The sequence below is a fragment of the Clostridium chromiireducens genome (genome assembly GCF_002029255.1).
In the GTDB taxonomy this organism is placed as follows: domain Bacteria; phylum Bacillota; class Clostridia; order Clostridiales; family Clostridiaceae; genus Clostridium; species Clostridium chromiireducens.
In genome coordinates this window covers 1-24692 of the sequence record NZ_MZGT01000008.1, presented here as the reverse complement: position 1 = coordinate 24692, position 24692 = coordinate 1, and the positions used below count along the sequence as shown (strand labels likewise).

General features: G+C 30.4%; 17 protein-coding genes, 1 rRNA gene and 1 riboswitch. Of the genes, 15 read left to right on the top strand and 3 right to left on the bottom strand.

Going from position 1 to position 24692, the window contains the following annotated elements:
• Positions 1 to 37: 37 nt before the first annotated feature.
• From CLCHR_RS03850 to CLCHR_RS03840, 4 genes are all read left to right on the top strand, one after another.
• A complete protein-coding gene (locus CLCHR_RS03850; RefSeq protein WP_079438369.1) occupies positions 38 to 2035 on the top strand; it encodes a fructose-1,6-bisphosphatase in 1998 nt (665 codons plus the stop codon).
• 379 nt (positions 2036 to 2414) lie between these two features.
• The gene (locus tag CLCHR_RS03845; protein WP_079438368.1) at positions 2415 to 2894 is read left to right on the top strand and encodes a glutathione peroxidase; all 480 of its coding nucleotides are present in this window, start codon (positions 2415 to 2417) and stop codon (positions 2892 to 2894) included.
• The gene (locus CLCHR_RS25400) at positions 2891 to 3019 is read left to right on the top strand and encodes a hypothetical protein (protein ID WP_278336978.1); all 129 of its coding nucleotides are present in this window, start codon (positions 2891 to 2893) and stop codon (positions 3017 to 3019) included. Before CLCHR_RS03845 ends, CLCHR_RS25400 begins: the two co-directional genes overlap by 4 nt.
• 165 nt (positions 3020 to 3184) lie before the next feature.
• Positions 3185 to 4390: a glycosyltransferase family 4 protein gene (locus CLCHR_RS03840; RefSeq protein ID WP_079438367.1), complete on the top strand. Its 1206-nt coding sequence runs from the start codon at positions 3185 to 3187 to the stop codon at positions 4388 to 4390.
• Positions 4391 to 4467: 77 nt separating this feature from the next.
• On the opposite strand, the gene CLCHR_RS03835 is transcribed toward CLCHR_RS03840, so the two are convergent.
• Together CLCHR_RS03835 and CLCHR_RS03830 are read right to left on the bottom strand one after the other, a co-directional pair.
• Complete coding sequence (locus CLCHR_RS03835; RefSeq protein WP_079438366.1) at positions 4468 to 5352, bottom strand: PHP domain-containing protein; 885 nt, start codon at positions 5350 to 5352, stop codon at positions 4468 to 4470.
• A gap of 260 nt (positions 5353 to 5612) precedes the next feature.
• Positions 5613 to 6908, bottom strand: coding sequence for an Nramp family divalent metal transporter (locus tag CLCHR_RS03830; protein ID WP_079438365.1), 1296 nt, complete (start codon positions 6906 to 6908; stop codon positions 5613 to 5615).
• A 222-nt stretch (positions 6909 to 7130) separates the two neighbouring features.
• Here CLCHR_RS03830 and mntR point away from each other — a divergent pair, with 222 nt between their 5' ends.
• The 8 genes from mntR (at position 7131) to CLCHR_RS03790 (ending at position 17699) form a co-directional block, all read left to right on the top strand.
• The gene (gene mntR, locus CLCHR_RS03825; protein ID WP_139376207.1) at positions 7131 to 7601 is read left to right on the top strand and encodes a transcriptional regulator MntR; all 471 of its coding nucleotides are present in this window, start codon (positions 7131 to 7133) and stop codon (positions 7599 to 7601) included.
• Between the two features lie 145 nt (positions 7602 to 7746).
• Positions 7747 to 8733 (top strand): cation diffusion facilitator family transporter, encoded by a 987-nt coding sequence (locus CLCHR_RS03820; protein ID WP_079438364.1) that lies wholly within the window; start codon positions 7747 to 7749, stop codon positions 8731 to 8733.
• A 230-nt stretch (positions 8734 to 8963) separates the two neighbouring features.
• Entirely contained in the window at positions 8964 to 9884 is a 921-nt protein-coding gene (gene rbsK / locus CLCHR_RS03815; protein WP_079438363.1) for a ribokinase, read from the top strand.
• A 764-nt stretch (positions 9885 to 10648) separates the two neighbouring features.
• Entirely contained in the window at positions 10649 to 12640 is a 1992-nt protein-coding gene (locus CLCHR_RS03810; protein ID WP_079438362.1) for a methyl-accepting chemotaxis protein, read from the top strand.
• Positions 12641 to 12701: 61 nt separating this feature from the next.
• Complete coding sequence (locus CLCHR_RS03805; RefSeq protein ID WP_079438361.1) at positions 12702 to 13682, top strand: substrate-binding domain-containing protein; 981 nt, start codon at positions 12702 to 12704, stop codon at positions 13680 to 13682.
• Between the two features lie 107 nt (positions 13683 to 13789).
• On the top strand, positions 13790 to 14740 hold the full coding sequence (locus CLCHR_RS03800; RefSeq protein WP_079438360.1) for an L-lactate dehydrogenase: 951 nt from the start codon (positions 13790 to 13792) through the stop codon (positions 14738 to 14740).
• A gap of 297 nt (positions 14741 to 15037) precedes the next feature.
• Positions 15038 to 16216: a Na+/H+ antiporter NhaC family protein gene (locus CLCHR_RS03795; RefSeq protein ID WP_479723258.1), complete on the top strand. Its 1179-nt coding sequence runs from the start codon at positions 15038 to 15040 to the stop codon at positions 16214 to 16216.
• Between the two features lie 187 nt (positions 16217 to 16403).
• Positions 16404 to 16482, top strand: a riboswitch (ZMP/ZTP riboswitch).
• A 44-nt stretch (positions 16483 to 16526) separates the two neighbouring features.
• Complete coding sequence (locus CLCHR_RS03790; protein WP_079438358.1) at positions 16527 to 17699, top strand: phosphoribosylaminoimidazolecarboxamide formyltransferase; 1173 nt, start codon at positions 16527 to 16529, stop codon at positions 17697 to 17699.
• 542 nt (positions 17700 to 18241) lie between these two features.
• On the opposite strand, the gene CLCHR_RS03785 is transcribed toward CLCHR_RS03790, so the two are convergent.
• Positions 18242 to 19072, bottom strand: a complete 831-nt coding sequence (locus tag CLCHR_RS03785; protein WP_278336977.1) for a TerC/Alx family metal homeostasis membrane protein — start codon at positions 19070 to 19072, stop codon at positions 18242 to 18244.
• A gap of 489 nt (positions 19073 to 19561) precedes the next feature.
• Here CLCHR_RS03785 and CLCHR_RS03780 point away from each other — a divergent pair, with 489 nt between their 5' ends.
• The 3 genes from CLCHR_RS03780 to CLCHR_RS03770 form a co-directional block, all read left to right on the top strand.
• On the top strand, positions 19562 to 21418 hold the full coding sequence (locus tag CLCHR_RS03780) for an APC family permease (protein WP_079438356.1): 1857 nt from the start codon (positions 19562 to 19564) through the stop codon (positions 21416 to 21418).
• A 343-nt stretch (positions 21419 to 21761) separates the two neighbouring features.
• The gene (locus CLCHR_RS03775) at positions 21762 to 23621 is read left to right on the top strand and encodes an APC family permease (protein WP_079438355.1); all 1860 of its coding nucleotides are present in this window, start codon (positions 21762 to 21764) and stop codon (positions 23619 to 23621) included.
• 749 nt (positions 23622 to 24370) lie between these two features.
• Positions 24371 to 24692 (top strand): 16S ribosomal RNA (locus CLCHR_RS03770); the annotation flags it as partial.

Here is a 24692-nt window from a genome sequence, read left to right as displayed (position 1 = left end):
AATAATAAATTTTAAGAAAGCTTGAGGGGGAAATATAATGTCTTATATTGAAGAAAATTTCAATGCAGAATTTGATGATAAGCTTAGATATCTCAAACTCCTATCGAATCAGTATCCAACAATAGCTGATGCTTGTACAGAAGTAATTAACTTACAAGCAATTTTAAATCTTCCAAAAGGTACTGAACATTTCTTGTCGGATATACATGGAGAGTATGAACCCTTTATCCATGTATTAAAAAATGCTTCAGGAGTTATAAAGCGAAAGATAGATGAGATTTTTGGAAATACATTGAGCCAAAGGGGTAGGAAAAGTCTAGCTACTCTTATATATTATCCAGAGCAAAAATTAGAATATGCGCAAAAAAGTGAACCTAATATTGAGGATTGGTATAAAATTACCTTATATAGACTTATTGAAATTTGCAGATATGTGTCTGCAAAATATACTCGTTCCAAGGTAAGGAAAGCTTTACCAAAGGATTTTGCATATATTATCGAAGAACTTTTACATGAACAGCCTGATAAGTTAGATAAAGAGGAATATTATAATGAAATAATAAAAACTATAATTAGAGTTGGGAGAGCTAATGAATTTATAATTGCACTCTCTAAGTTAATTCAAAACCTAGTAATAGATAGGCTTCATATTATAGGTGATATATTTGACAGAGGTCCTGGTCCAGACATTATTATGGATACTCTTATAAATTATCACTCTGTGGATATTCAATGGGGCAATCATGATATAGTTTGGATGGGGGCAGCAGCTGGAAGTGAAGCTTGTATTGCTACAGTAATTAGAACATGTGCCAGATATGCTAATTTAAGTACCATAGAGGATGGTTATGGTATAAATCTGCTTCCTCTTGCAACTTTTGCAATTGATTTTTATGGCGATGATGAGTGTATAGCTTTTACACCTAAGATTGAAAATGGAAATGATTATACGGATAAAGATTTGAATCTTATGGCTAAAATGCATAAAGCTATATCGATAGTACAATTTAAATTAGAGGGTGAAATAATTAATAGACGTCCATATTTTAAGATGGAGGATAGACTTTTACTAAATAATATAGATTATAAAGAAGGAACAATCAATTTAGGCGGGAAAATATACAAATTAAATGATATCAATTTTCCAACAATAAACCCTGGCAATCCATATGAGTTAATTCCAGAAGAAAAAGACCTTGTTGAAAAGCTTAGATCTTCATTTTTAAATAGTGAAAAGCTTCAAAAACATGTCAGCTTTCTTTTTGCGAAAGGGAGTATGTACTTAAAACATAATTCCAATTTACTATATCATGGATGTATTCCACTTAATGAAGATGGAAGTTTTAAAAGGGTAAACATAGGTGCTTCAGGTGAAGAATACAGTGGAAAAGCTTATTTAGACAGGCTAGAAATTTTAGTTAGGGAAGGTTATTTCTATAAAAATAACCCTGAAGCTAAATCATATGGTATGGATATAACTTGGTATTTATGGAATGGAGTTGATTCACCGCTTTTTGGAAAAGATAAAATGACTACTTTTGAAAGATATTTTATTAATGATGAAGAAACTCATCTTGAAAAGAAAAATTATTACTTTGAATTAGAGGATGACGAGAAGGCATGTAATATTATTTTTGAAGAATTTGGATTAGATCCAAATGACTCTCATATAATTAATGGGCATGTACCTGTTAAAATAAAAAAAGGGGAGAGTCCTATAAAAGCAAATGGAAAGCTCTTAGTTATTGATGGAGGATTCTCAAGAGCTTATCAAGCTCAGACAGGAATAGCGGGATATACACTTATATATAATTCATATGGCCTTTTATTAGTATCTCATGAACCATTCGAATCTACTCAAAAAGCTATTGAAGAAGAGAAAGATATTCTTTCAACTACATTAGTGCTAGAACAGCAAGTTGAAAGAAAGCGTGTTGGAGATACAGATATAGGTGAAGAACTGAAACTTCAGATAAAAGATTTGGAATTACTTCTAGACGCCTATAGAAAGGGGATTATTAAAGAACAAAGATAACTCTATGTATATAGATAAACAACATATAACTTAGACTTATGTGTAACTTATTTCTAGTAAAGTGATACACTCAAGGTTAACAAGTACGGATAGTTATTATAATTATAAGTTAAATATATAATCTGTTTATCTATATTCCAGAGGGATGCTAGCATAAGAGAAAGTATTTATTGACAATTTGAACTCGAGATTATATACTAAGTTTATAAAATTGATTTTGATAAATTTAATTTGGGTAAATTCAATTTTTTGAATAGTCGTAGCATAATTAGCTGGAATTTAATTTTAGTAAATATCAGCTAATATATTTTTATCCAAATAGATTGAATAAAATTAAATTTATATAAATATTAAATAAAAATAGAAGGAGAGAGTTAATATGAATTTTTATGATTTTTCAGCAAAAAAAATGAATGGGCAGGAAGTTAAAATGGAGAAGTACAAAGGTAAGGTGGTCTTAGTTGTAAATACTGCAAGTAAATGTGGATTAACACCTCAGTTTAAGGAGTTAGAAGAATTATATAAAGATTATAAGGATAAAGGTCTTGAAATTATTGGATTCCCATGTAATCAATTTGCAAGTCAAGATCCAGGTGATAACAAGGAGATTAGTGAATTCTGTTTAATAAATTATGGAGTTAGCTTTACAATGTTCGAGAAAATAGATGTAAATGGAGAAAATGCACATCCACTATATAAATATTTAAAAAATGAGGCTAAAGGAATTTTAAATAAAGAGATAAAATGGAATTTTTCTAAATTCTTAATAGATTCAGAAGGAAATGTTGTAAAAAGATATGCGCCTATAACCAAACCATCAAAATTAAGAGGAGATATTGAAAAATTATTAAAAAATTGATACTAAAAAATGGTGAAATAGTGATAGATGGAGTATTCGTACTAAGAGAAAGTGTGTCACCAGGTGAAGGCAATATAGAAGCTCTATTAGCAGTTTCATATGTAGATGTGCAAAAGAGAAAATAAAAATTTACGTAATTCAATTTATTTATTCAAACATGTATATGTTTAAAGGATGTAAAATAAATTTTATTAGATAGGTTTGATTTCTGGATTTGTAGAAATGCTAAATTTGTATTATGTTAGAGTAATTATTTTAAGATAGTTTTATGGTTATAGGGGGCTAAATAAATGAAGATTTTAATAACAACAGATACTTATTCTCCTATGATAAATGGGATTGTTACTTCGGTAAACAATTTATATAAAGAATTAAAGAATAAAGGGCACGAAGTTAGAATTTTAACATTGTCGCATACTGGTGAAGAAAAAGTTGAGAAAGATGTATATTATTTAAGATCTATTAAAATCAGAATTTACCCTGAGGCTAGAATAATCAATTTCCTACTGCATAATAAACTTATTAAGAAAATAATTGATTGGGGACCCGACACTATTCATTCGCAAACGGAATTCTCTATGATGATAGTATCTAAATACATTTCCCGTAAATTAAATATTCCTCATATTCATACATATCATACAATGTATGAACATTACCTAAATTATTTATTTCGTGGAAGGATAATTAATAAAAATGTATCAGTAAAAATAACTAAACTACTTTTAAATAGTTTAGATGGTATTATTGCTCCAACAGAAAAAACTAGAAAGATCTTGTTGAAATATAAAGTAAATAAACCTATATACGTAGTTCCTACAGGAATAGATTTAAGTAGATTTAAAAAGGAAATATCACAAAAAGAAAAACAGGAGATTATTAATAAACTACATCTTTATAATGAAGATAGAATTATATCTTACATTGGGAGAATTGGCGTAGAAAAAAATATAAGCGAGATTTTGATGACTTTACCAGAGATTATAAGGCAATTTAACAATATTAAACTTTTAATTGTTGGTGGAGGACCATATTTAAATGATTTGAAAAAAGAAGCAAAGAGATTAAATATTGAGAGAAATGTTGTTTTTACAGGAATGATAAGTAGCGAGGATATATATAAATACTATAAAATATCTGAAATATTTGTTACTGCATCAAATAGTGAGACTCAAGGATTAACTTATATTGAAGCATTAAGCAGTGGATGTCCTGTTGTCTGTAAATATGATCCTTGCATAGACAGCGTAATAGAATCTGGAAAAAACGGTTATGTATATAAAGAAAAAGATGAATTTATATATTATGTAAGTGAAATATTAAAAAATAGAGCATTGGGCGATAGAATGAGGCAGGCAGCTGTTTCAAAAGCTGATGAATACTCAAGCGATATTTTTGCAAGCAGAGTGCTGGATAAATATTATCGTCATATAGGTGGTAATAAAGAAGTGAGCATTACCTTAGCAAATTTAATTGAACCTAAATTGATAAAATAACACTAATCACCGTATCAAAAAATCTGATACGGTTTTTAATTTCGGTAAGTCATCACGTAAATTTAAGTTCATATTGTTTATCTATCGAAATACATTTTATTTGGGAGCCAAGGTTCTAATATTTCGTAAGGTATTTTTCCATCAGAAATGCTTTCGCCAAGTTTAACATTGGGTTTAAGTTTTCCATGATAATCACTTCCGCCAGATTTATAGAGGTTATTTTCATCGCAATAATCAAGTAAGCACTTTGTCTTATCAATTGAATGAAGTGAGTGGTAGCATTCAATCCCGTCAAGTTCGTTTAATGATATAATTGAATCTAAAAATTCTCTATGATCATCAGCAAAATATCCATAAAGATGGGCAAGGAAAGATTTGCCGCCAGCCTTTTTTATAGTATCGGCTATTTCAGGAACTGTAGGATAACTCTTCATTTGGTCTAGAAAAAATGGGCTATCTGGATTATTTACACAAGTTCTATAAAATGCATTTAGACTTTCCCAAATTTCTTTAGTAAAGTGTTTTTCATTTTCAGGATATTTTCTAAGATCAGCATGAATCATCTGAGTGGCGAAATATTTACCAGTTATAGATAGATCGTTACTGTATTTAATATTAAGGTTTCTGCATACTTCCATAATCTTCTTTAGATATGTATTTTCTCTTTCAAGAAATTTCTCATCTGAAACAATTCCCATTGAATTAATCATATCTAAGTCTAAACCATATCCTAATACCTCAATCGGTTTACCATTGTGTACAACAGAAAACTCACAGCCAGGAATAATATTTCCATTAAAGTAATCACTTACTTTAATATCTTTTAGTTTTTCATATGCATTAACAGAGTCATGGTCTGTAATTGATATATATTTTAGTTTTAATTTCTGAGCCATAATAAGAATGTCTTTTGGTTCATCGGAACCGTCTGATGAAGTTGTATGAATATGTAAATCTATCATTAATTACATCTCCTTATTTTCATTTGTATATTATATTTTATATGATTTTATTAATTGTAGCAAATTCATGGTGGGATAGGAATCAATTGGGTGATGACTCAGGATTATAAATATATAAATGTAATTAGGACTTTTAATAAATAAGAATTTAAGTGCGAGAAGAAAACCCTTCTAAGGCGAAAATCACCCCAAAGAAGAGTTTTTTTATTTAATATATTAATTAACACATTCAATCACAAAATACTCCCTAATCATTGATATTATGCTTGACCTGTAAATGTGAGATATAAGAGAATCATATTTAATCCTATTATTATGGCAGCTATTAAAACACCTAAAACCCTAACAAAGCCTTTGTTTGCTAGAACGCCCATTAAATCTTTACGTTTAGCTATAATTAGCATTTGTATTATTGGGAATGGAAGTATAAAACTTAAAACTACTTGACTTAAAACTAGAGCAGTCATTGGATTTACGCCAATAGCAATTATTATTATCGCAGGCAGCATAGTTATTAGTTTTGTAACATTTTCTGGTATGCTTAAGTTTACAAAACCTCTCATAATAGTTTGGCCAGCCATTGTTCCAACGGCGGAGGATGATAAACCTGACGCAAGTAATGCTATTCCAAAAGCACCACTAGATAGCGAACCTAATAATGGTTGTAATGATTTATGAGCCTGTTCCATTGAATCTACAGCAACACCATTGCTGTAGAATACAGCAGCAGAAACTATAACCATTGCAGCATTTACTATAAAGGCAATATTCATAGCAATTGTGACATCAATCTTTTCCATTTTTAAATGTTTAAGTTTTCCTTCATCTGATAAATCAGTACATCTATGCTGAACTAAATGCGAATGTAGGTAAATTACATGAGGCATAACTGTTGCACCAAGCATTCCTACAGCAATAAATAAAGCTTCACTATTAGGCATTGATGGAATTATTGTGTGTATGCCTACTTGAGCCCAATCAGGTTTAGCTAGAAATAGTTCAACTGTGTATGCAATACAAATTACTGCAACAAGAACTGATATGATTATTTCAATAGTTTTTTGTCCATATTTTTCCATATAACAAATCAAAAATGTTAATATTCCTGTAATAAGTCCTGCATATACCATTGGTATATTAAATAATAGATACAATCCTAAGGTTGCTCCGAGAAATTCTGCTAAGTTGGTTGCCATGGCACCTATTTCTGCAACAATCCAAAACATCCAATTTACACTCCTAGGAAATACTTTTGCACACATTTCGGGAAGAGTATGGCCTGTTGCTATTCCGAGTTTTGCTGACATTGTTTGTAAAAAGATAGCCATCAAATTACTAAATAAAATTACCCAAATAAGTGAATAGTTAAATTTTGAGCCGCCGCTAATATTAGTAGCAAAATTACCTGGATCTATATATGCCACGCTTACAACGAAAGCTGGCCCTAAATATTTTGAGAGCTGCTTAAATTTACTTACTTTAGCACTTCTTCTTCTCACAGATATAAGATCAGTAACAGATAAGTCAGTGCCACTTAAACTTCTTTCGTTTTCCAAGAAAATACATCACCTTTCTAATTTTATTTTTTATATGTGATTAAATCTTTTTATCTTATATGTAGTTAAGATAGTTACTATTAATTAACTTTTTTAGCCTAGGCTAACTTTCTTTATAATATAAGTTATGCGGTTAGTTTATAAATGTTACAGAAAAGTAACTTTTTCACCATTCAAGCATATAATTCATTAAGCAGATAATGATGAAAAGTAGGTGAGAATGTGATTAAAGATGATTTTTACACTTTTAATGAATATATGAAAAAAGAAGATAGTACACTCACTGCATCAATGGAAGATTATCTAGAAATGATATATAGGTTATATTTAAAGAAAGGATATTTAAGAGTTCATGAACTCTCAAGTGCCCTTAATGTCCAGCCTCCATCAGCAACAAGGATGGTACAGAAATTAGCAGAATTAAAGCTTTTAAAATATGAAAAGTATGGCATTATAATACTTGAAGAAAAAGGAAGAGTCCTTGGAGAAACACTTCTTAATAGGCACAATATTATTGAAAGTTTTTTAAAAATGTTAGATGTTCCAGATTCTGAGATATTAGATGAAACAGAAAAAATTGAACACACAATAAGTAAACAAACAGCAAGATGTTTTCAAGATTTTGTGGAATTTATGAAGAGGAATCCCGATATAGTCAAGGCGTTTGAAAGTTATAAAAAATCTTTGAAATAAAATTGTTAAATATATTTTTCTAATTGTAAAAAAGCAGACCAAAAGTTAACGTTAGTAGCAATTTTGTATATATAACATAAATTACTCATTGAAAAAGATTTTGCAGAATGAACGTTAACTTTATTCAAATTTGGAGGTTCGTAAGATGAATAAAAACACTCCTCAAGTGACAGAACATGTGTTTAAACAAAGTGAGCAGAAATTATTTCTCACAATTGTTGGAGTATCGATTATTTTTATTGGTAAGTTTTTAGGGGCTCTATTTACAAACAGCCTTGCACTTTTTAGTGACAGCTGGCACTTATTAACAGATATAGCTTCGTTAATATTGAGTTTCTGGGGACTGAAGATTGGACTTAAAGCTGCGGATGATAGGTACACTTTTGGTTATTATAGATTTAGTATATTAACGGCGTTAATAAACAATATTTCATTAATTCTTATTTCTATATATATTTTTTATAAGGCTATAGTTAGATATTTTAATCCTATAGATGTGCAGCCAGAAGGCATGATTATTTTTTCAATTCTAGGACTCTTAGTAAATACTATAGTAGTATTAAATCTTCGAGATAATTCTAATAATATAAATGTAAAAAGTGTTTTCTTACATTTTCTGGGAGATGCGTTATCAGATATAGGAGTACTTATTGGTGGTATAGTAATTTACTTCACACATCTATCAGGAGTAGACACATTACTTAGTGCTATATTGGCTTGCTTAATTTTAAAAAATGCACTTAAAATGACTATTGAATGCACTAAAATACTCTTAGAGGCTGCACCTGAAGAGATTTCAATTGATGAAGTAAAAAAATCAATTAAAAACTTAGGTGGTATAATGGAAGTTACAGATGTGCATATTTGGAGTTTATCCAAAGAAATTTTGTCTATGACAGCACATGTTTCAATGCAGGAATGTACTATTGAAAATTGTGAACGGAAATTGCATGAAATACAACATTTGTTAAAAGATAAATTTAATATAGAACATTCTACAATACAATTTGAAAAGTGTACTTGTGGAAGTTGTTTTCATAGTAAGCCAGACCATAATTATTGTTGCAATATGTGTATAGATAAATGCAAGAAAGAGAAGAATGCTATAACTATACAAAGTACAAAGATATAAAATAATATTTTATATCTAAGAGAAGAAGGTATTTCAAGATTTTTATGGTTAGCTTGAAATATCTTTTTTATATTTAATTAATTTTATCATATATTAAATACCATGATTTTATCATATTATCTGTCTCTAAAACATTATATGGATGTAAGGTATAAGTTAAAAATTTCTTTAAAAAGGATAAGAAAAAGTGATATATTTAATTTGATATTATGAAAAAGGTGGAGTATTGTATGAAAAGTTTATGTGTTATAGGTAGTTTAAATATGGATTTAGTAACATCGGTTAAATATTTCCCAAAGCCTGGAGAAACTATTTTTGGAGAAAGTTTTAAGACTTTTCCAGGGGGAAAAGGGGCAAATCAAGCAGTAGCTTTAGGAAGACTTGGGGCAGAAGTACTTATGGTAGGGAAAGTTGGGAATGATATATATGGAACAAAGTATCTAGAGGTTCTAAGAAACAATAATGTAAAACAAGATGGAGTGCTTATTGAGGAGGGTATATCGTCAGGAGTTGCTATAATACAGGTAAGCAGTGAAGGTGAAAATAATATAGTTGTTGTATCAGGAGCTAATGATAAAGTTGACTGTAACTATATTGAGAGCAAATGGAGTTTGATTGAAGAAGCAGATATATTCTTATTTCAATTAGAAATCCCTGTGAATACAGTGATCAATACTATGAAAAAATTAAAGGAAAGGGGAAAAATTATTATTTTAGATCCAGCGCCTGCAGCAAAATTGCCTGATGAAATTTTTAAGTATATAGATTACATAACACCAAATGAAACTGAGATAGAAACATTGGTGGAGAAAAAGATAGATAATGATGAAGATTTAAGAGAAGCTGCGCAAGTGCTATTTGATAAAGGGGTAGAAGTGGTAATTGCAAAATTAGGAAGCAAGGGGGCATCCATAATAAAGGAAGATGAGTATTTAAACATACCAGGATTTAAGGTTGACACAGTCGATACAACAGCAGCAGGAGATTCTTTTAACGCAGGATTTGCCTTTGCACTAGCGGAGGGAAGATCTTTAGAAGAATGTGTAGAATTTGGAAATGCAGTTGGTGCAATTTCAACAACTGCATTAGGAGCTCAAGAGGCTATGCCAACTCTTGAAAAAGTTAATGAGTTTATTTCAAAGAGAGATTAGGTAACAAGATACACCCTATTTTGTTACCGTATTTTAAGAATAAATTGCTGATTGCGTCTTTAGCCTCATCTTCTTCCCAATGCATATTTTTGATGCGATTTATTCAGTTGAAATAGAAAGGTTTATTCTTGCAACTGCATAAATATTTCCTTGCAAGCCCCCTCCTTCTGTAGGCTTTTGCCCTGCCCAGCAGGCTTTATTATATGACATAATAGGTTGTTACATTAGCATTGCCAAAAAACATTACAGGAAGATTATTTTCTTTAATTTTATCTATCAAATATTCAGTATTTTGAATATTTACCACGTCTAACATTATAAGATCAACATTTTTTCTCCTTATCTTTAGAATAATAATATTAATCTAATTCCTAAAATAATAAAATTCTTAATATTTTTAGTATGTGTTTTAAAGTAATGTTTATTCTTCTGTATTGCTTTCAACATTTTTTGCTTATTGATTAGGAATTAAGTAAAGTTATTTTAATTAGAATCGATAAATAATAATAAATACTAATGTTTATCTAGGGTAAAATGTAGAAAAACTTATACATAAAGAAGAGGATATAGTATTATGAGTTCACGGGAATTTTATTATTATTAATATAAACAATTTTTAGGGATATTTAAGTTTTATAAATGTGAACAAGCTCTATATTTACGTTTTACCTTCTATGAACTTAAGATTTTAATTAAGGATATCCTTAGAGGAGTGGTGCTCATGCAAATTAATTTACTTTACAAGTATTTAAGGGGGATTTTTTATGAACAAAGGAAAATTAAAAGCTAAATTTTCAATTAAGGCAAAGCTCATTGGAATTATTATTCCAATGATGGCTATAGTAGTATCATTGCTTATTATTATTTCTTATAATAAGTCAAAAAGTATTATAACCAATTCAGCAAATGATTTACTAGAAACTTCAGGTAAAAAGCAAGTTGATCAAATTGAATCGTGGTTCAATGAAAATTTGGCATCATTACAGGCGATAAAAACTACATTAGAAAATGGAAATTTAAGTAATGAAAGTGTACAAAATTTATTGGATAAATATTATGGATATAATAATAACTATCCAGAGGGGTTCTATATAGCTGATCAAAGTGGAAACATGCTAAAAGCTAAAGAATCTAAAAAATCTGATAAAGATATACTTAATTCAATATGGTATAAAGAAGGTCTAACTCGTATTAATATGGGCTTTGGATCACCTTATAAGAATGAGCAGGGAAAGAACATTGTTAGTGCGTCAGGGATAATAAATGATAATTCTGGAAAAATTAAAGTGTTATCAGCAGATTTTTCTCTTGATAAAGTAACAGTGATAGTAAATTCTATGATTGAAATGGATAATGCAGAGGCGTTACTTGTAAATATTAGGGACAATACAATATTAGCACATAGGGATAATTCTCTAATTTCAACTAAGATTGATTCAAATACTAGCGATAAATTTCTTAGAGATGTTGCAATAAGACTTCAAAACAGAGATTATAGTTCAACAGAATTAGATAATAATATGGTAGTATTTAAAGAAATTCCTGGAACTGATATGGTTCTTATATCATATATTCCAACAAAATCTATCTTCGGAGAACTTTCACAGCTTCGAACTTTTATGATAGCAATTGCTATTATATCTATCATTATTTTAATTGCACTAATCGAAAGAGTAGTACAAATTGTAATTAAGCCAATCAAAAAACTTACTGAAACAATTGTAGCTATGACAAATGGTGATTTTACAGTTGATGTAGAAGTTAAAGGAAATGATGAGATTTCAATTATGCTTGGTAGTGTAAAAGAATTTATAGATGTAATGCGTAATATTATAAATAACATACACATTGTATCAAGCAAAATTGGGAATCAAGCTGAGGGAAGCACTAGGATTTCTAAGGAATTATATGATTCGTCTAAAGTTCAATCTGAATCTATGCAAAATTTAAATATAACAGTAGATCAGCTATCAAGTTCAGTAAATGAAATAGCAGAAAGCACAACAACATTAGCGAATGTTGTTAGCAACACTAGAGAAGATAGTATTAATGTAGACAAAAAGATGAGGGAGACAATAGATATATCAGAAAAAGGAAGAGAAGACATGGAAAAAGTAAATACAGCCATGGAAAATATAAGAAAATCAATAACTTCTCTTCAAGAGGCAATAAATAATGTTGGAAATTCTTCGATTGAGATAATTAATATTATAAGTGTTATAGGAAGTATAGCAGAACAAACTAATCTTTTATCTTTAAATGCATCGATAGAAGCTGCGAGAGCTGGAGAGGCAGGAAAAGGATTTGCTGTAGTTGCAAGTGAGATTGGGAAATTAGCTCAAACAAGCTCTGAATCAGTTAAAAGCATATCAGCTCATGTAAGTGCGATTAATAAACTTGTTTCGAATACTGTAAAACAATCAGAAGAGAGTGCAGGATATATTAATGAAAGTAGTTATTTGATTAGTGGAACTGTAGATACCTTTGATAGTATTTTTGATAGGATTAATGATACAAATAACTTAATACAAAATATGATTGAGAAAGTAGGGCATTTGGATGATGTCGCTACAACAGTAGCAGCTATATCAGAAGAGCAGGCAGCAAGTTCAGAGGAAATATTAGCAACTTCACAAGTCATGGTAGAGCAATCAAATAATATTACGCAAAACAGTGAACAAGTGGCTAATGATGCAGAAGAATTATCTAATACATCTGATGAACTTAGTAAGCAAATTCAAATGTTTAAAATATAGTGAGATTTAACATTTGAGATTTGTTTAAATCTACATTGTAAATACAAGGAGGATTGTATATATGAAGAAAAAAATAGCTGTGCTATTAACTATACTTATGATGTTTGCACTTATTTCGGGATGTGGTTCAAAGAGTACTTCATCTTCAAATAAGAAGGTTAAAATATTATTTTCGATTTCGAATGCCACTGATGCCTATCGAAGCTTACTGGTAGCAAATGCTAAAAGCTATGCTGATAGTGAAAATGTTGAGCTTACTGTAAAAGATGCAGCGGGATCAATAGAAGAACAAGTATCCCATATGAAAGAAGCTGTTTCTGGTGGCTATAATGTTGTAATTTGTACACCAGTAAACTCAGCTACAACACTTCAGCTAAAAAAAGAGGCAGGAGAGCTGCCAATAATATTTATGAATAGTGCGCCAAGTGAAGATTTATTGGAAAGAGATAAATATATATATGTATCATCAGATGAAATGGTAGCAGGTAAGATTCAAGCGGAGTATGTTGCAGATTATCTAAGTAACAAGAAAGATATTAAAGTAGTTTTATTTAGAGGAGAAAAGGGCCATTCTGCTACAATCGGACGTACGAAAGCAGTTAAAGAAACTTTTAAAGAAAAGGGGATAAATGCTGAGTATGTTTTTGAAGATACTGCAAATTGGAGTAGACAGGGAGCAAAAGAAATGTTTAATGTATTTCTAGCTACAAGTCAAAAATTCGATTGCGTAATTGCAAATAACGATGAAATGGCACTTGGAGTAATAGATTCTTTGAAAGAAAATAAAATAGATCCGTCTTCAGTGCCAGTACTTGGAATTGATGCTACGAGTGAAGCAACCAAAGCTATTGCTGATGGAAGCATGAGACTTACAGTTTATCAATCAGCAAAAGATCAAAGTAAGAGTGCAGTACAATCAGCTATCGAGTTAGGTTCAGGAGGTACTATAGCTAAAATTGAAAATGCAACTGAGGATGGTAAACATGTATGGGTACCATTTGAAAAAGTAGATAAGAGTAATGTAAGTAAGTATATGAGTTAGATAGTAAAATATAAAGTGAAATCTGAATATAATATAAGAATATAAGATGCCAACTAATTTACTTTTTGGTATAATACTTATGACTAAGTTGATAAAGGATGATATAAATGGCAATAGGTAGAAGTAAAGTGGTAGTAGTTGGTACTGGGGCAGTTGGAGCAGCAGTGGCATTTGATATAGTCATGAATAATGTTTGTGATGATCTAATATTAATCGATATTAATAAAGAAAAGTCATGGGCCGAAGCAACAGACTTGCAGCATTCCTTAGGGTATAGTGGAAGCAAGATGAGAGTGAAAAGTGGGGAATATGATGACTGTAAGGATGCTGATTTAGTTGTAATAGCGGCGGCATTACCTTATATTACAGGTCAAACAAGGTTGGACATGCTAGAAAAAGCAGCTGGAATAATGGATAGCATTGTACCAGCTGTAATGAAGAGTGGGTTTTCGGGAATTTTTGTTGTGATAACAAATCCTGTTGATGTCATGTCATATTATGTACATAAATTATCAGGACTTTCAGCTAATAAAGTTATTGGTACAGGGACAGCGCTAGATTCTGCACGTTTAAAATATCATTTAGCAGACGTGATGAGTGTAGACCCTCAAAGCGTTCATGCGCTATGTATGGGAGAACATGGAGATTCACAAATAATTCCATGGAGCCAAGTAACAGTTGGTGGTAAAAAGTTTCTAGATATAATTAATGATAACAAGGTAAGGCTTGAAGGATTTAATATAAAGTCTGTTACTGAAGATATTAAGAAAATTGCATATCGTATTGTAAATGCAAAAGGAGCTACTACATTCGGAATAGCAGCAACGACAGTTCAAATTATTAAGGCGGTATTACGTGATGAAAATAAAGTGATTCCTGTATCCGCTATGCTTAATGGTGAATATGGTGAAAAAGATATATACATGGGAGTACCAGCAGTTTTAAATAGCCAAGGAGTAAAAGAGCTGGTTGAGTATCATTTAGCTGATAATGAAATAGTGGAACTGAAAAAATCTATTGAAATTATTAAAGAATATAATGATAAGCTTAAATTATAAAAATATTAGTTAAAATAGAATGAGATTTACTGACCACAATTTTGTGGTCAGTAAATCTCATGTTTGTCTTTTAACAAATTAAAATATATAATTTAGAATTGGCATAAATTTAGTTTTTTATTCGGTTATGAGTGGGGTGACAGCGTGGAAATCGCAATAGCATTTATAGTTTGTTTTTTATTATTAATCTGTAGTTCTATTAAAGGGATTTTTGTAGGATATTCCCTAAGTATAGGTTTATTGATATTTATAATTTTAGCTTGCAAGAGGAAATTTAAATTAATGGATGTCTTAAGGATGGCTTATAATGGGGGAAAAAAGTCCTTTATTGTACTTCAAATATTTATACTAATCGGTGCAGTAACATCCACATGGATGGCGTCAGGAACAGTCCCAGCAATAGTTTATTACGGAATTAAGCTATTGGATCCAAACACATTTATAATATCTGTGTTTTTAATATGTTCTGCTGTATCATTTCTTTTAGGAACATCTTTTGGGACTGTAGGAACAGTTGGAGTAGCTTTTATGGTTATGGCAAGAGGGGGAGATGCTAACTTAAGTTTAGTTGCAGGTGCGATACTTTCAGGAGCATACTTTGGTGATAGATGTTCTCCTATGTCTTCAAGTGCTAATCTTGTTGCAAATATTACGGAAACAAATTTGTATACAAATATTAAAAATATGTTTAGAAGTTCTAGTATACCGTTAGTAATAGCAGTTTTTATATATTTAATTTTTTCGTTTATGTTTCCACTGAATGTTGTTCAGAGTAATATAAGTTCAGAGATTGTTAAAACATTTGATATAAGTATAATTACTCTAATACCGGCGTTGATAGTATTGGTCTTTTGTATATTTAGGATAAATGTAAAAGTGTCTATTGCTATTAGTATAATTGCAGCTTCTATTATAAGCATGGCTATTCAGCAGAATTCAGTAATTGATATAATAAGGTATATAATTATGGGATATGATTTAAAAACTGATTCGATTTTAAGTGAAATAATTAAAGGCGGAGGCATAGTCTCAATGCTTAAATCAGCTTATATAGTATTTGTATCTTCTGCTTTTACTGGTATATTTGAAGGTACAAAAATGTTGGAAAGTCTTGATAGTATTACTAACAAGTCAGATAGCAGGGCAGGAAGCTTTTTTACTACAATAATTGTGAGTATTATAACGTCAGCTTTTGGGTGCACTCAAACCTTAGCATTGATACTTACCCATATGTTAGTCAAAAAGAACTATGAAGAAAATGGAATAAATAAAGAAAGTTTAGCTTTAGATATAGAGAACTCAGCAATAGTTATAGCACCATTAATACCTTGGAATATTGCTTTATTAGTACCGTTGGCTACTTTAAATGCGGGAGAAAGTGCAATTCTGTATGCTTTTTACTTATACTTAATTCCATTAACAAGTGTACTGTATTTTAAAATGAGGAATTCTAAAAAACTTGCAATACAAGACTAATAAATATTTACATACTTTATTAAATTAAAATACCTGCACTTTTGGGTAAGTGCAGGTATTTTTTAGTGCTCTTGCAAGCTATCTAAAGATATTTCTCGTGACTTTTTAGGTTGATTATTGAAATGTATATTAGCAGTATTATTATTCTAATTGACAGGGCTGTGTATGAGTGATAGCATTAAAAATATATTAGTTATACAACTGACGGAAGTGGAATAAACCACATGAAGTATAACAAGAAGAAGCCGACCGTCTGGGCAAAAGTCCGGACAGTGGGCTTTTTTATTGTGAAAAGGAGTGTGCTAATGTAATGAAAGAAATTAAATTAAAGTATGGATGTAACCAGAATCAAAGTTCAGCAAGAATTTATACAGAGAATTGTGAATTACCTATAAAAATTCTAAGTGGAACACCAGGTTATATCAATTTGTTGGATGCATTTAATAGCTGGCAACTTGTAAAAGAATTAAAGGAAGCAACTGGGTTAGCATCTGCAGCATCTTTTAAACATGTAAGTCCAGCAGGAGCTGCTGTAGCAGTTCCATTGAATGAAACATTGAAAAAAATATATTTCGTGGAAGACTCAAACCTATCAGATATTGCTACAGCATATGTAAGAGCAAGAGGAGCAGACAGAATGTCATCCTATGGTGATTTTGTGGCACTATCAGATGAGTGCGATGAACAAACTGCAAAATTATTAGCGTTAGAAGTTTCAGATGGAATAATAGCACCAGCTTATTCCGAAGAAGCACTAAATATATTAAAAAATAAACGCAAAGGAAATTACTTGATAATACAAATAAATGAATCTTACAAACCTAAAGAAATAGAAAAAAGAGAGATTTACGGAATAACTTTTGAGCAAGAGCGCAATGATATAAAAATAACAGAAGCTATGTTAAATGATTTACGGACTAAAAATAAAATAATACCTAATAATGCAAAAAGAGATTTAATTGTATCTTTAATTATATTGAAATATACGCAATCCAATTCAGTATGTTACGTAAAAGATGGGCAAGCGATTGGAATTGGTGCAGGACAACAGTCAAGAATTCATTGTACAAGGTTAGCAGGAAATAAAGCTGATATATGGTTTTTAAGACAAAGTTCTAAGGTTATAAACCTTCCTTTTAAAAGAGAGATTAGAAGGGCAGATAGGGATAATGCTATAGATATTTATATTTCAGAAGATTATGCAGAGTTATTAGCTGATGGAGTATGGGAAAAATTTTTTATTGAAAAACCAAATCCATTCACTAGAAAGGAAAAGAAAGAGTGGATGGAAAAATTAAATGATGTATCATTGGGATCGGATGCATTTTTTCCTTTTGGTGATAACATTGAGCGTGCAAGGAAGAGTGGTGTTTCTTATATAGCTCAATCAGGTGGATCTATAAGAGATGATAATGTGATTGAAACTTGCGATAAATATAATATCGCTATGGCTTTTACAGGAATACGTCTTTTTTATCATTAGGATAAATTATTAATAAATATTTCGCGCAAAATAAAAACCATAGATGAGCCTATATTAAATAAACCCATCTATAGTCATTAAATAAAGTCACTAACAGTTCTACTAACACCAATATAGATAACTAGTATCTAATTATAATCATTTAACCATAATTAAACTGTTCACTACCCATAGTGATATTTTGTTTAATTATATAAGATACTACATGATCATATATAACCTTTTGATTATACATGATTATTTTATCACCTGATATAATCGTCGCTTAACCCTATAAGCAGGTATCAAATAATTAAAAAAGACTTTTATCCTGAACTAATAGGATCTTATCTTTGTTTAGATATAAACCTTTTGGCTCATAGGAAAACTTGATAACATATATTCTTTATAAGAATATATTAAATTTTAACTGTTAGCTTCTTTATGGTAGTATCTTAACCCAAATAGAATTAATGATACGATGAAAGTTATAGAAATATTTCATAGATTTTCACATTTTTATAGACTAAAAACAAGCTAAATTAATATAGTTTATTTACAAATTATACATTCTTTTGTCTATTGATAAATACTGATACTAGCACACTTACTATAAGTATAAATACTATAATGAGAATTGAAGCGCCTACAGGTATATGATACTTAAAGGAAATAGAAAGTTTTATACCAGTAAATACAAGTATTACACCTATTCCGTATTTAACATACTCAAAGGTGCTATGAAGTTTTTCTAAAAGAAAATATAAATTTCTAAGTCCTAGTATTGCAAGAATATTTGAAGAATACACAATAAATGGATTAGTTGTGATCGCGAAAATTGCAGGTATTGAATCTATAGCGAATAATAAGTCTGAACCCTCAATTAGAAAAAGTATTGCAAACAAAGGTGTTGCATGAAGAACTTTATTTATCCGAATAAAGAATTTTTCTTCATAGAGATCTTCCGTTACTGGGATTATTTTCTTTAGTAGTTTAATCAATTTACTATTTTCAAAAGACACATCATCTTCCTTATTAATCATAATTTTTATTCCACTTATAATTAAAAGTAATCCAAACACATAAAGAATCCATTTAAACCTATTTATTACGGCAATACCTAGTATAACAAATATGAATCGCAATATGATTGCACCAATAATTCCATAGGTTAAAATTCTTTTTTGATGTTTAGTTTCAATCCCAAAGCTTGAAAAAATCAATAAAAATAGAAATAAATTATCAACACTAAGGCTTAGTTCTATGATATATCCTCCAAGAAACTCTAGTGCACTTTCTGATCCCATGTAATACCATACACCTAAATTAACTATAAAGGCTATTAGTGTTATTAATAAAAATTTAATTAAATGCTTTTTAGCAGTCATTCTCATAACCTCCTTTGATGAAAAAATACGTCTATATTAAATCATATTTCAAATAGTATTTAAATATTGTTTCCTAATATTAAATTTTTACTATTTAAAGTACATAATTTATAAAAAATTCTTATTGAGGTTTTGTATTAAATAACTAGAGTGAGTCATTGTTGTTGTTGTTAAATTTTGAAATTTTGGATATGTTATTGTCTTAAAAGCATAGAATGAATAAAATATTGTTAAAACTGTTACACTAACTTTATAAATAAGATAATTATTTTTAAAATAGCAGGATAAAGTTACAACGTTGAAGAATTTTACAGAGAAGTAATAAAAAAAGCGTCAATAATAATATGCATGAAGATATGATGGTATGAGAATTATTCCAATTAATTAAAAAAAATCTAAATTTTTCTTTTAATTATATAGATTAACTAATATAATATTATTTTGTAAGTAAGGATTGAAATAAAATACTTATAGATGATACAGGGGGGGAAATAAATGCTTACTAAATTTTTAGATGTTTTACTAGGAGAACCTTTAGCAAACGAGCAAGGAAGTCATGAAAAGTATAATATTCCATTTGGCCTAGCCATTATGGCGAGTGATGCAATATCATCTGTAGCTTACGCTGCCCAAGAAATACTTTTTGTTTTAATAGTTTTAGGTGTAGCGGCATATCAATGGTTGACCTGGACTTCATTTATGATTATAGGATTATTAATAATATTAACAATTTCATATATTCAAATCATTAGAGCTTATCCCCAAGGTGGAGGAGCATATAAGGTTGCGAAGGAAAACATAGGTACTAAGGCAGGACTAGCTGCTGGAGCAGGTCTTATAATCAGCTACATACTTACAGTTGCAGTTAGTGCTAGTGCTGGAGCAGATGCAATTATTTCAGCATTTAGCGGTTTGGCTCAATATAAAGTTGCATTTGTTTTAACCATAATTGTAATTTTAACCATTTTAAATTTAAGAGGTATAAGTGAATCTTCAAGAATTTTCGCTATACCAACATACATCTTTATATTCAGTATGATTTTTATGATTGTTTATGGCTTAATTAAGTATTTCATACTTGGTATACATCCGGAACCAATGTACTCTGTGCCATCAGTAGCTACGGAAGATTTATCAATATTTCTTATTTTAAGAGCTTTTTCTTCAGGATGTTCTGCGTTGACTGGGGTAGAAGCGGTAAGTAACTCAGTTCCAAATTTTAAGGAACCAAGTCAAAGAAATGCAAAAACAGTTATGATATTGTTAGCAGGGCTAATATTTTTCGTTTTTGGAGGAACTTCAGTACTTGCCATTTTTTACACAGCTATACCAATTCCTAATGGTCCTACAGTTGTTTCACAAATAGCTAGTGCTATATTCGGGAATGGATTTATGTATTATGTAATACAATTTAGTACGGCTGTAATTCTTCTAATGGCATGTAATACCGCATATACAGGATTTCCTATGCTTATGTATATAGTTGGAAAGGATGGTTTTGTACCTAGACAATTTACTGTTAGAGGGAAGAGATTAAGTTTTTCATTTGGAATTATTGCATTATCGTTTATAGCGTGCCTTTTGGTTATAATATTTAAGGCAGATACACATAGATTGATTCCATTATACGCAATTGGTGTATTTATATCCTTTAATTTAGGTCAATATGGTATGGTAAATCATTGGAGGAAAGAAAAAGATAAAGGTTGGTTAAAACGTGCTTTTATTAATGGATTTGGTGCTCTTGTTACTTTAATGACAACAATAATAATTTTGGTTGAGAAGTTTAGCGAAGGAGCATTCATTGTAGTAATATTAATTCCAATTATAATGTTAATTCAGCTAAGAATAAAAAAACATTACGATAAAGTTGCATCAGGTTTAAGTATTAGTCAATTGAATTTAAAGAAAGTAGATTTAAGAATAAAATATACTCATATTGTAATAGTTCCGATTGCCAGTTTAAATAGAGCTACAATAGGTGCGCTTCAATATGCGCAAAGTGTAAGCGATAATGTTATTGCTCTTAACATTTCGCCAGATAAGGAATCAATGGAAAAGTTGAAAGCTAGATGGAGTGAATTAAATACAGATATACTTTTAGTAGCAAAATATTCTCCATTTAGAGCAGTAGTTACACCTCTATTGAAAAATATAGAGTTGATAGCGAATTCAGCCGCTAAAGGTGAAAAAATAACAGTTATAGTTCCGCAATTTGTGACACATGAGCGTTTTGGTGAAGTTTTACATAACCATACGAGTTTTTTTATTAGAGAAACATTATTGAAAAATAATAATATAATAGTATCTACTTACCCTTATCATTTAGGAGATGATGAAAAGGAGAATTAAGATAGTAATTTGTTGAAAAAGTATATGAAAAATTAACGTGCTATGTCACCTTAACTAGGTAATAGCACGTTTTATTATATCTGTTTTTAATTTCATTTATTTGCCTTGTATTAAAATTAATTATATTAACTTTGCATTTATTATAGGATAATTATTGTAAATATAATGAAGAAAGCAGAAAAACCTCGTAAAATACAAAAAAATAAATAATAATAGCAATTGTATTCGTATTCATGAGGATATTTGTAGGTTTTTTTAGAATTTTAATGAAATTTATGATATTGCGTTTAAAGGCACTCGTGCTATACAATATTTTTCGAATGATTATATAGGGGGAGAATAAATGCTTACAAAATTTTTAGATGTTTTACTAGGAGAACCTTTAGCCAATGAGCAAGGATGTCATGAAAAGTATAATATTCCTTTTGGGTTGGCAATTATGGCTAGTGATGCAATTTCATCTGTTGCATATGCTGCACAAGAAATTCTTTTTGTTTTAATTGTTTTAGGGGTGGCAGCATATCAGTGGTTAACCTGGACTTCATTTTTGATAATAGGATTGTTAATTATATTAACAATTTCTTATATACAGATTATTAGAGCATATCCTCAAGGTGGAGGAGCTTATAAGGTAGCTAAAGAAAATATTGGAACCAAAGCAGGACTTGCTGCCGGTGCAGGACTTATTATTAGTTACATACTTACAGTTGCAGTTAGTGCTAGTGCCGGTGCAGACGCAATTATTTCAGCATTTAGTGATTTAGCACCATATAAAGTTTTATTTGTTTTAATTATAATTACCGTTCTAACTATATTAAATTTAAGAGGTATAAGTGAATCATCCAAAATATTTGCGATACCTACATATATTTTTATTTTTAGTATGATTTTTATGATCGCTTATGGCTTGTTTAAGTATTTTATACTAAATATTCATCCAGAGCCTATGTACACTATTCCAACACAGGCTACAGAGAATTTATCAATATTTCTTATTTTGAGAGCCTTTTCTTCAGGATGTTCTGCATTAACTGGAGTTGAAGCGGTAAGTAATTCTGTTCCTAATTTTAAGGAGCCAAGTCAAAGAAGCGCTAAGATAGTTATGATATTACTAGCAGCTTTAATATTCTTTATATTTGGAGGTACTTCAATACTTGCTATTTTCTATACGGCTGTGCCAATTAATAATGGTCCTACAGTTATTTCACAAATAGCTAGTGCAATCTTTGGTAACGGGTTTATGTATTATGTAATACAATTTAGTACTGCTGTAATTTTACTTATGGCATGTAATACAGCATATACAGGATTTCCAATGCTCATGTACATAGTTGGTAAGGACGGTTTTGCTCCTAGACAATTTACTTTAAGAGGTAAAAGGCTTAGTTTTTCTTTTGGAATAGTTGCTTTATCATTAATAGCTTGCCTTTTAGTAATTGCATTTAAGGCAGATACACATAGATTAATTCCATTATACGCAGTTGGTGTATTTATATCTTTCAATTTAGGTCAATTTGGTATGGTAAATCATTGGAGAAAAGAGCGAGATAAAGGCTGGGTGAAACGTGCTATTATTAACGGATTTGGCGGCCTTGTTACATCAATTACAACAATAATCATACTAGTTGAAAAATTTAGTGAAGGTGCATTTGTAGTTGCAATTTTAATCCCGATTATAATTTTAGCTCAGTTAAGAATTAAAAAGCACTATGATAAAGTTGCTTCATGTTTAAGTATTAGCCAGATAGATTTAAAGAAAGTGAATTTAAGAAGGAAATACACTCATATTGTAGTAGTTCCAATTGCCAGCTTAAACAGGGCAACTATAGGAGCTCTTGAATATGCTCAAAGTATAAGTGAAAATGTTATTGCACTTAATATATCAACTGACAAAGAAGCAATGGAAAAGTTAAAACAAAGATGGAGTGAATTAGATACTGATATACTACTTGTTACGAGATATTCTCCATTTAGGGCAGTGGTTACACCGCTTCTAAAAAATATAGAACTAATTGCAAATTCAGCAGCTAAGAATGAAAAGATAACGGTAATAGTACCTCAATTTGTTACTAATGAACGTTTTGGAGAGGTCTTACATAATCATACAAGTTTCTTTATTAGAGAAACACTATTAAAAAATGACAATATAATCGTATCAACATTCCCTTATCATTTAGTAGATGAATGTGCATGTACTGAATAGAATTGAATTTATAATTTGCATATAGAATCCAAGGGAAAAGAGATACATGTTTATTCATCGGGACTTTGAAAACATCGCTGAAAGTATTAAAGGAGAGTTGTATCCAATTTGGCTTGCTTCAACCATTAGGTTAGACAAGCTAAATCGGAACAACTCTCCTTTAATAATGAAGTTAACTTATTTGCTAACATTAAATGACTACAGTATATAGGATTCTAATATATTAGAAAAGAAAGCAGGAATATTAAGAATAACCTGTCATATACTATGCCTTATATATAAAAAAGGCTGAGTACATATAAAGAAATCAGCAAATTAGGATATATGAAATGTTAGTTTTTGTATGATTATGCAAGACAACTACTGCTAGCGTGTCAGTATGTGTAATAAGTAGTAAAGGGGAGTATTATGGTTAAATATACATATAATATCATAAAATCAGTAAAAAAGTAAAAAATATGAGTATAGTATAGATGTTAAGATAAAACACGTCGCTGAAACACATAAACGAAAACAGCTTAAAACTGAAAGAACTTATTGAAATGGGTTCGAAAAGTTTTTTGAAAAAGTTGTTGACAAGCTTTGGACGCGATGATATACTGAGTAAGCTGTCAGAAACGACAGAAGCTTATAAGCCTTGAAACAAGAGGCTTAAGGAAGAAAATTGGTCTTTGAAAATTGAACAGAATAACATAAATACATTTAAGTAAACCAGCAATTCTTTATTTGAGTAAGCTGAGATTAAACTTTTTATTGAGAGTTTGATCCTGGCTCAGGACGAACGCTGGCGGCGTGCTTAACACATGCAAGTCGAGCGATGAAGTCTCTTCGGGGACGGATTAGCGGCGGACGGGTGAGTAACACGTGGGTAACCTGCCTCATAGAGGGGAATAGCCTTCCGAAAGGAAGATTAATACCGCATAAGATTGTAGTTTCGCATGAAGCAGCAATTAAAGGAGTAATCCGCTATGAGATGGACCCGCGTCGCATTAGCTAGTTGGTGAGGTAACGGCTCACCAAGGCGACGATGCGTAGCCGACCTGAGAGGGTGATCGGCCACATTGGGACTGA

What these genes read in the sequence shown, in the direction of transcription:
- CLCHR_RS03790 (WP_079438358.1), top strand. Translation starts at nt 16,527, where the DNA reads ATGAAAGAAATTAAATTAAAGTATGGATGTAACCAGAATCAAAGTTCA.
- CLCHR_RS03820 (WP_079438364.1), top strand. Translation starts at nt 7,747, where the DNA reads ATGAATAAAAACACTCCTCAAGTGACAGAACATGTGTTTAAACAAAGT.
- CLCHR_RS03850 (WP_079438369.1), top strand. Translation starts at nt 38, where the DNA reads ATGTCTTATATTGAAGAAAATTTCAATGCAGAATTTGATGATAAGCTT.
- CLCHR_RS03800 (WP_079438360.1), top strand. Translation starts at nt 13,790, where the DNA reads ATGGCAATAGGTAGAAGTAAAGTGGTAGTAGTTGGTACTGGGGCAGTT.
- CLCHR_RS03835 (WP_079438366.1), bottom strand. Translation starts at nt 5,352, where the DNA reads ATGATAGATTTACATATTCATACAACTTCATCAGACGGTTCCGATGAA.
- CLCHR_RS03785 (WP_278336977.1), bottom strand. Translation starts at nt 19,072, where the DNA reads ATGAGAATGACTGCTAAAAAGCATTTAATTAAATTTTTATTAATAACA.
- CLCHR_RS03805 (WP_079438361.1), top strand. Translation starts at nt 12,702, where the DNA reads ATGAAGAAAAAAATAGCTGTGCTATTAACTATACTTATGATGTTTGCA.
- CLCHR_RS03795 (WP_479723258.1), top strand. Translation starts at nt 15,038, where the DNA reads ATGGCTTATAATGGGGGAAAAAAGTCCTTTATTGTACTTCAAATATTT.
- rbsK (WP_079438363.1), top strand. Translation starts at nt 8,964, where the DNA reads ATGAAAAGTTTATGTGTTATAGGTAGTTTAAATATGGATTTAGTAACA.
- CLCHR_RS03775 (WP_079438355.1), top strand. Translation starts at nt 21,762, where the DNA reads ATGCTTACAAAATTTTTAGATGTTTTACTAGGAGAACCTTTAGCCAAT.
- CLCHR_RS03845 (WP_079438368.1), top strand. Translation starts at nt 2,415, where the DNA reads ATGAATTTTTATGATTTTTCAGCAAAAAAAATGAATGGGCAGGAAGTT.
- CLCHR_RS03780 (WP_079438356.1), top strand. Translation starts at nt 19,562, where the DNA reads ATGCTTACTAAATTTTTAGATGTTTTACTAGGAGAACCTTTAGCAAAC.
- CLCHR_RS03810 (WP_079438362.1), top strand. Translation starts at nt 10,649, where the DNA reads ATGAACAAAGGAAAATTAAAAGCTAAATTTTCAATTAAGGCAAAGCTC.
- CLCHR_RS03840 (WP_079438367.1), top strand. Translation starts at nt 3,185, where the DNA reads ATGAAGATTTTAATAACAACAGATACTTATTCTCCTATGATAAATGGG.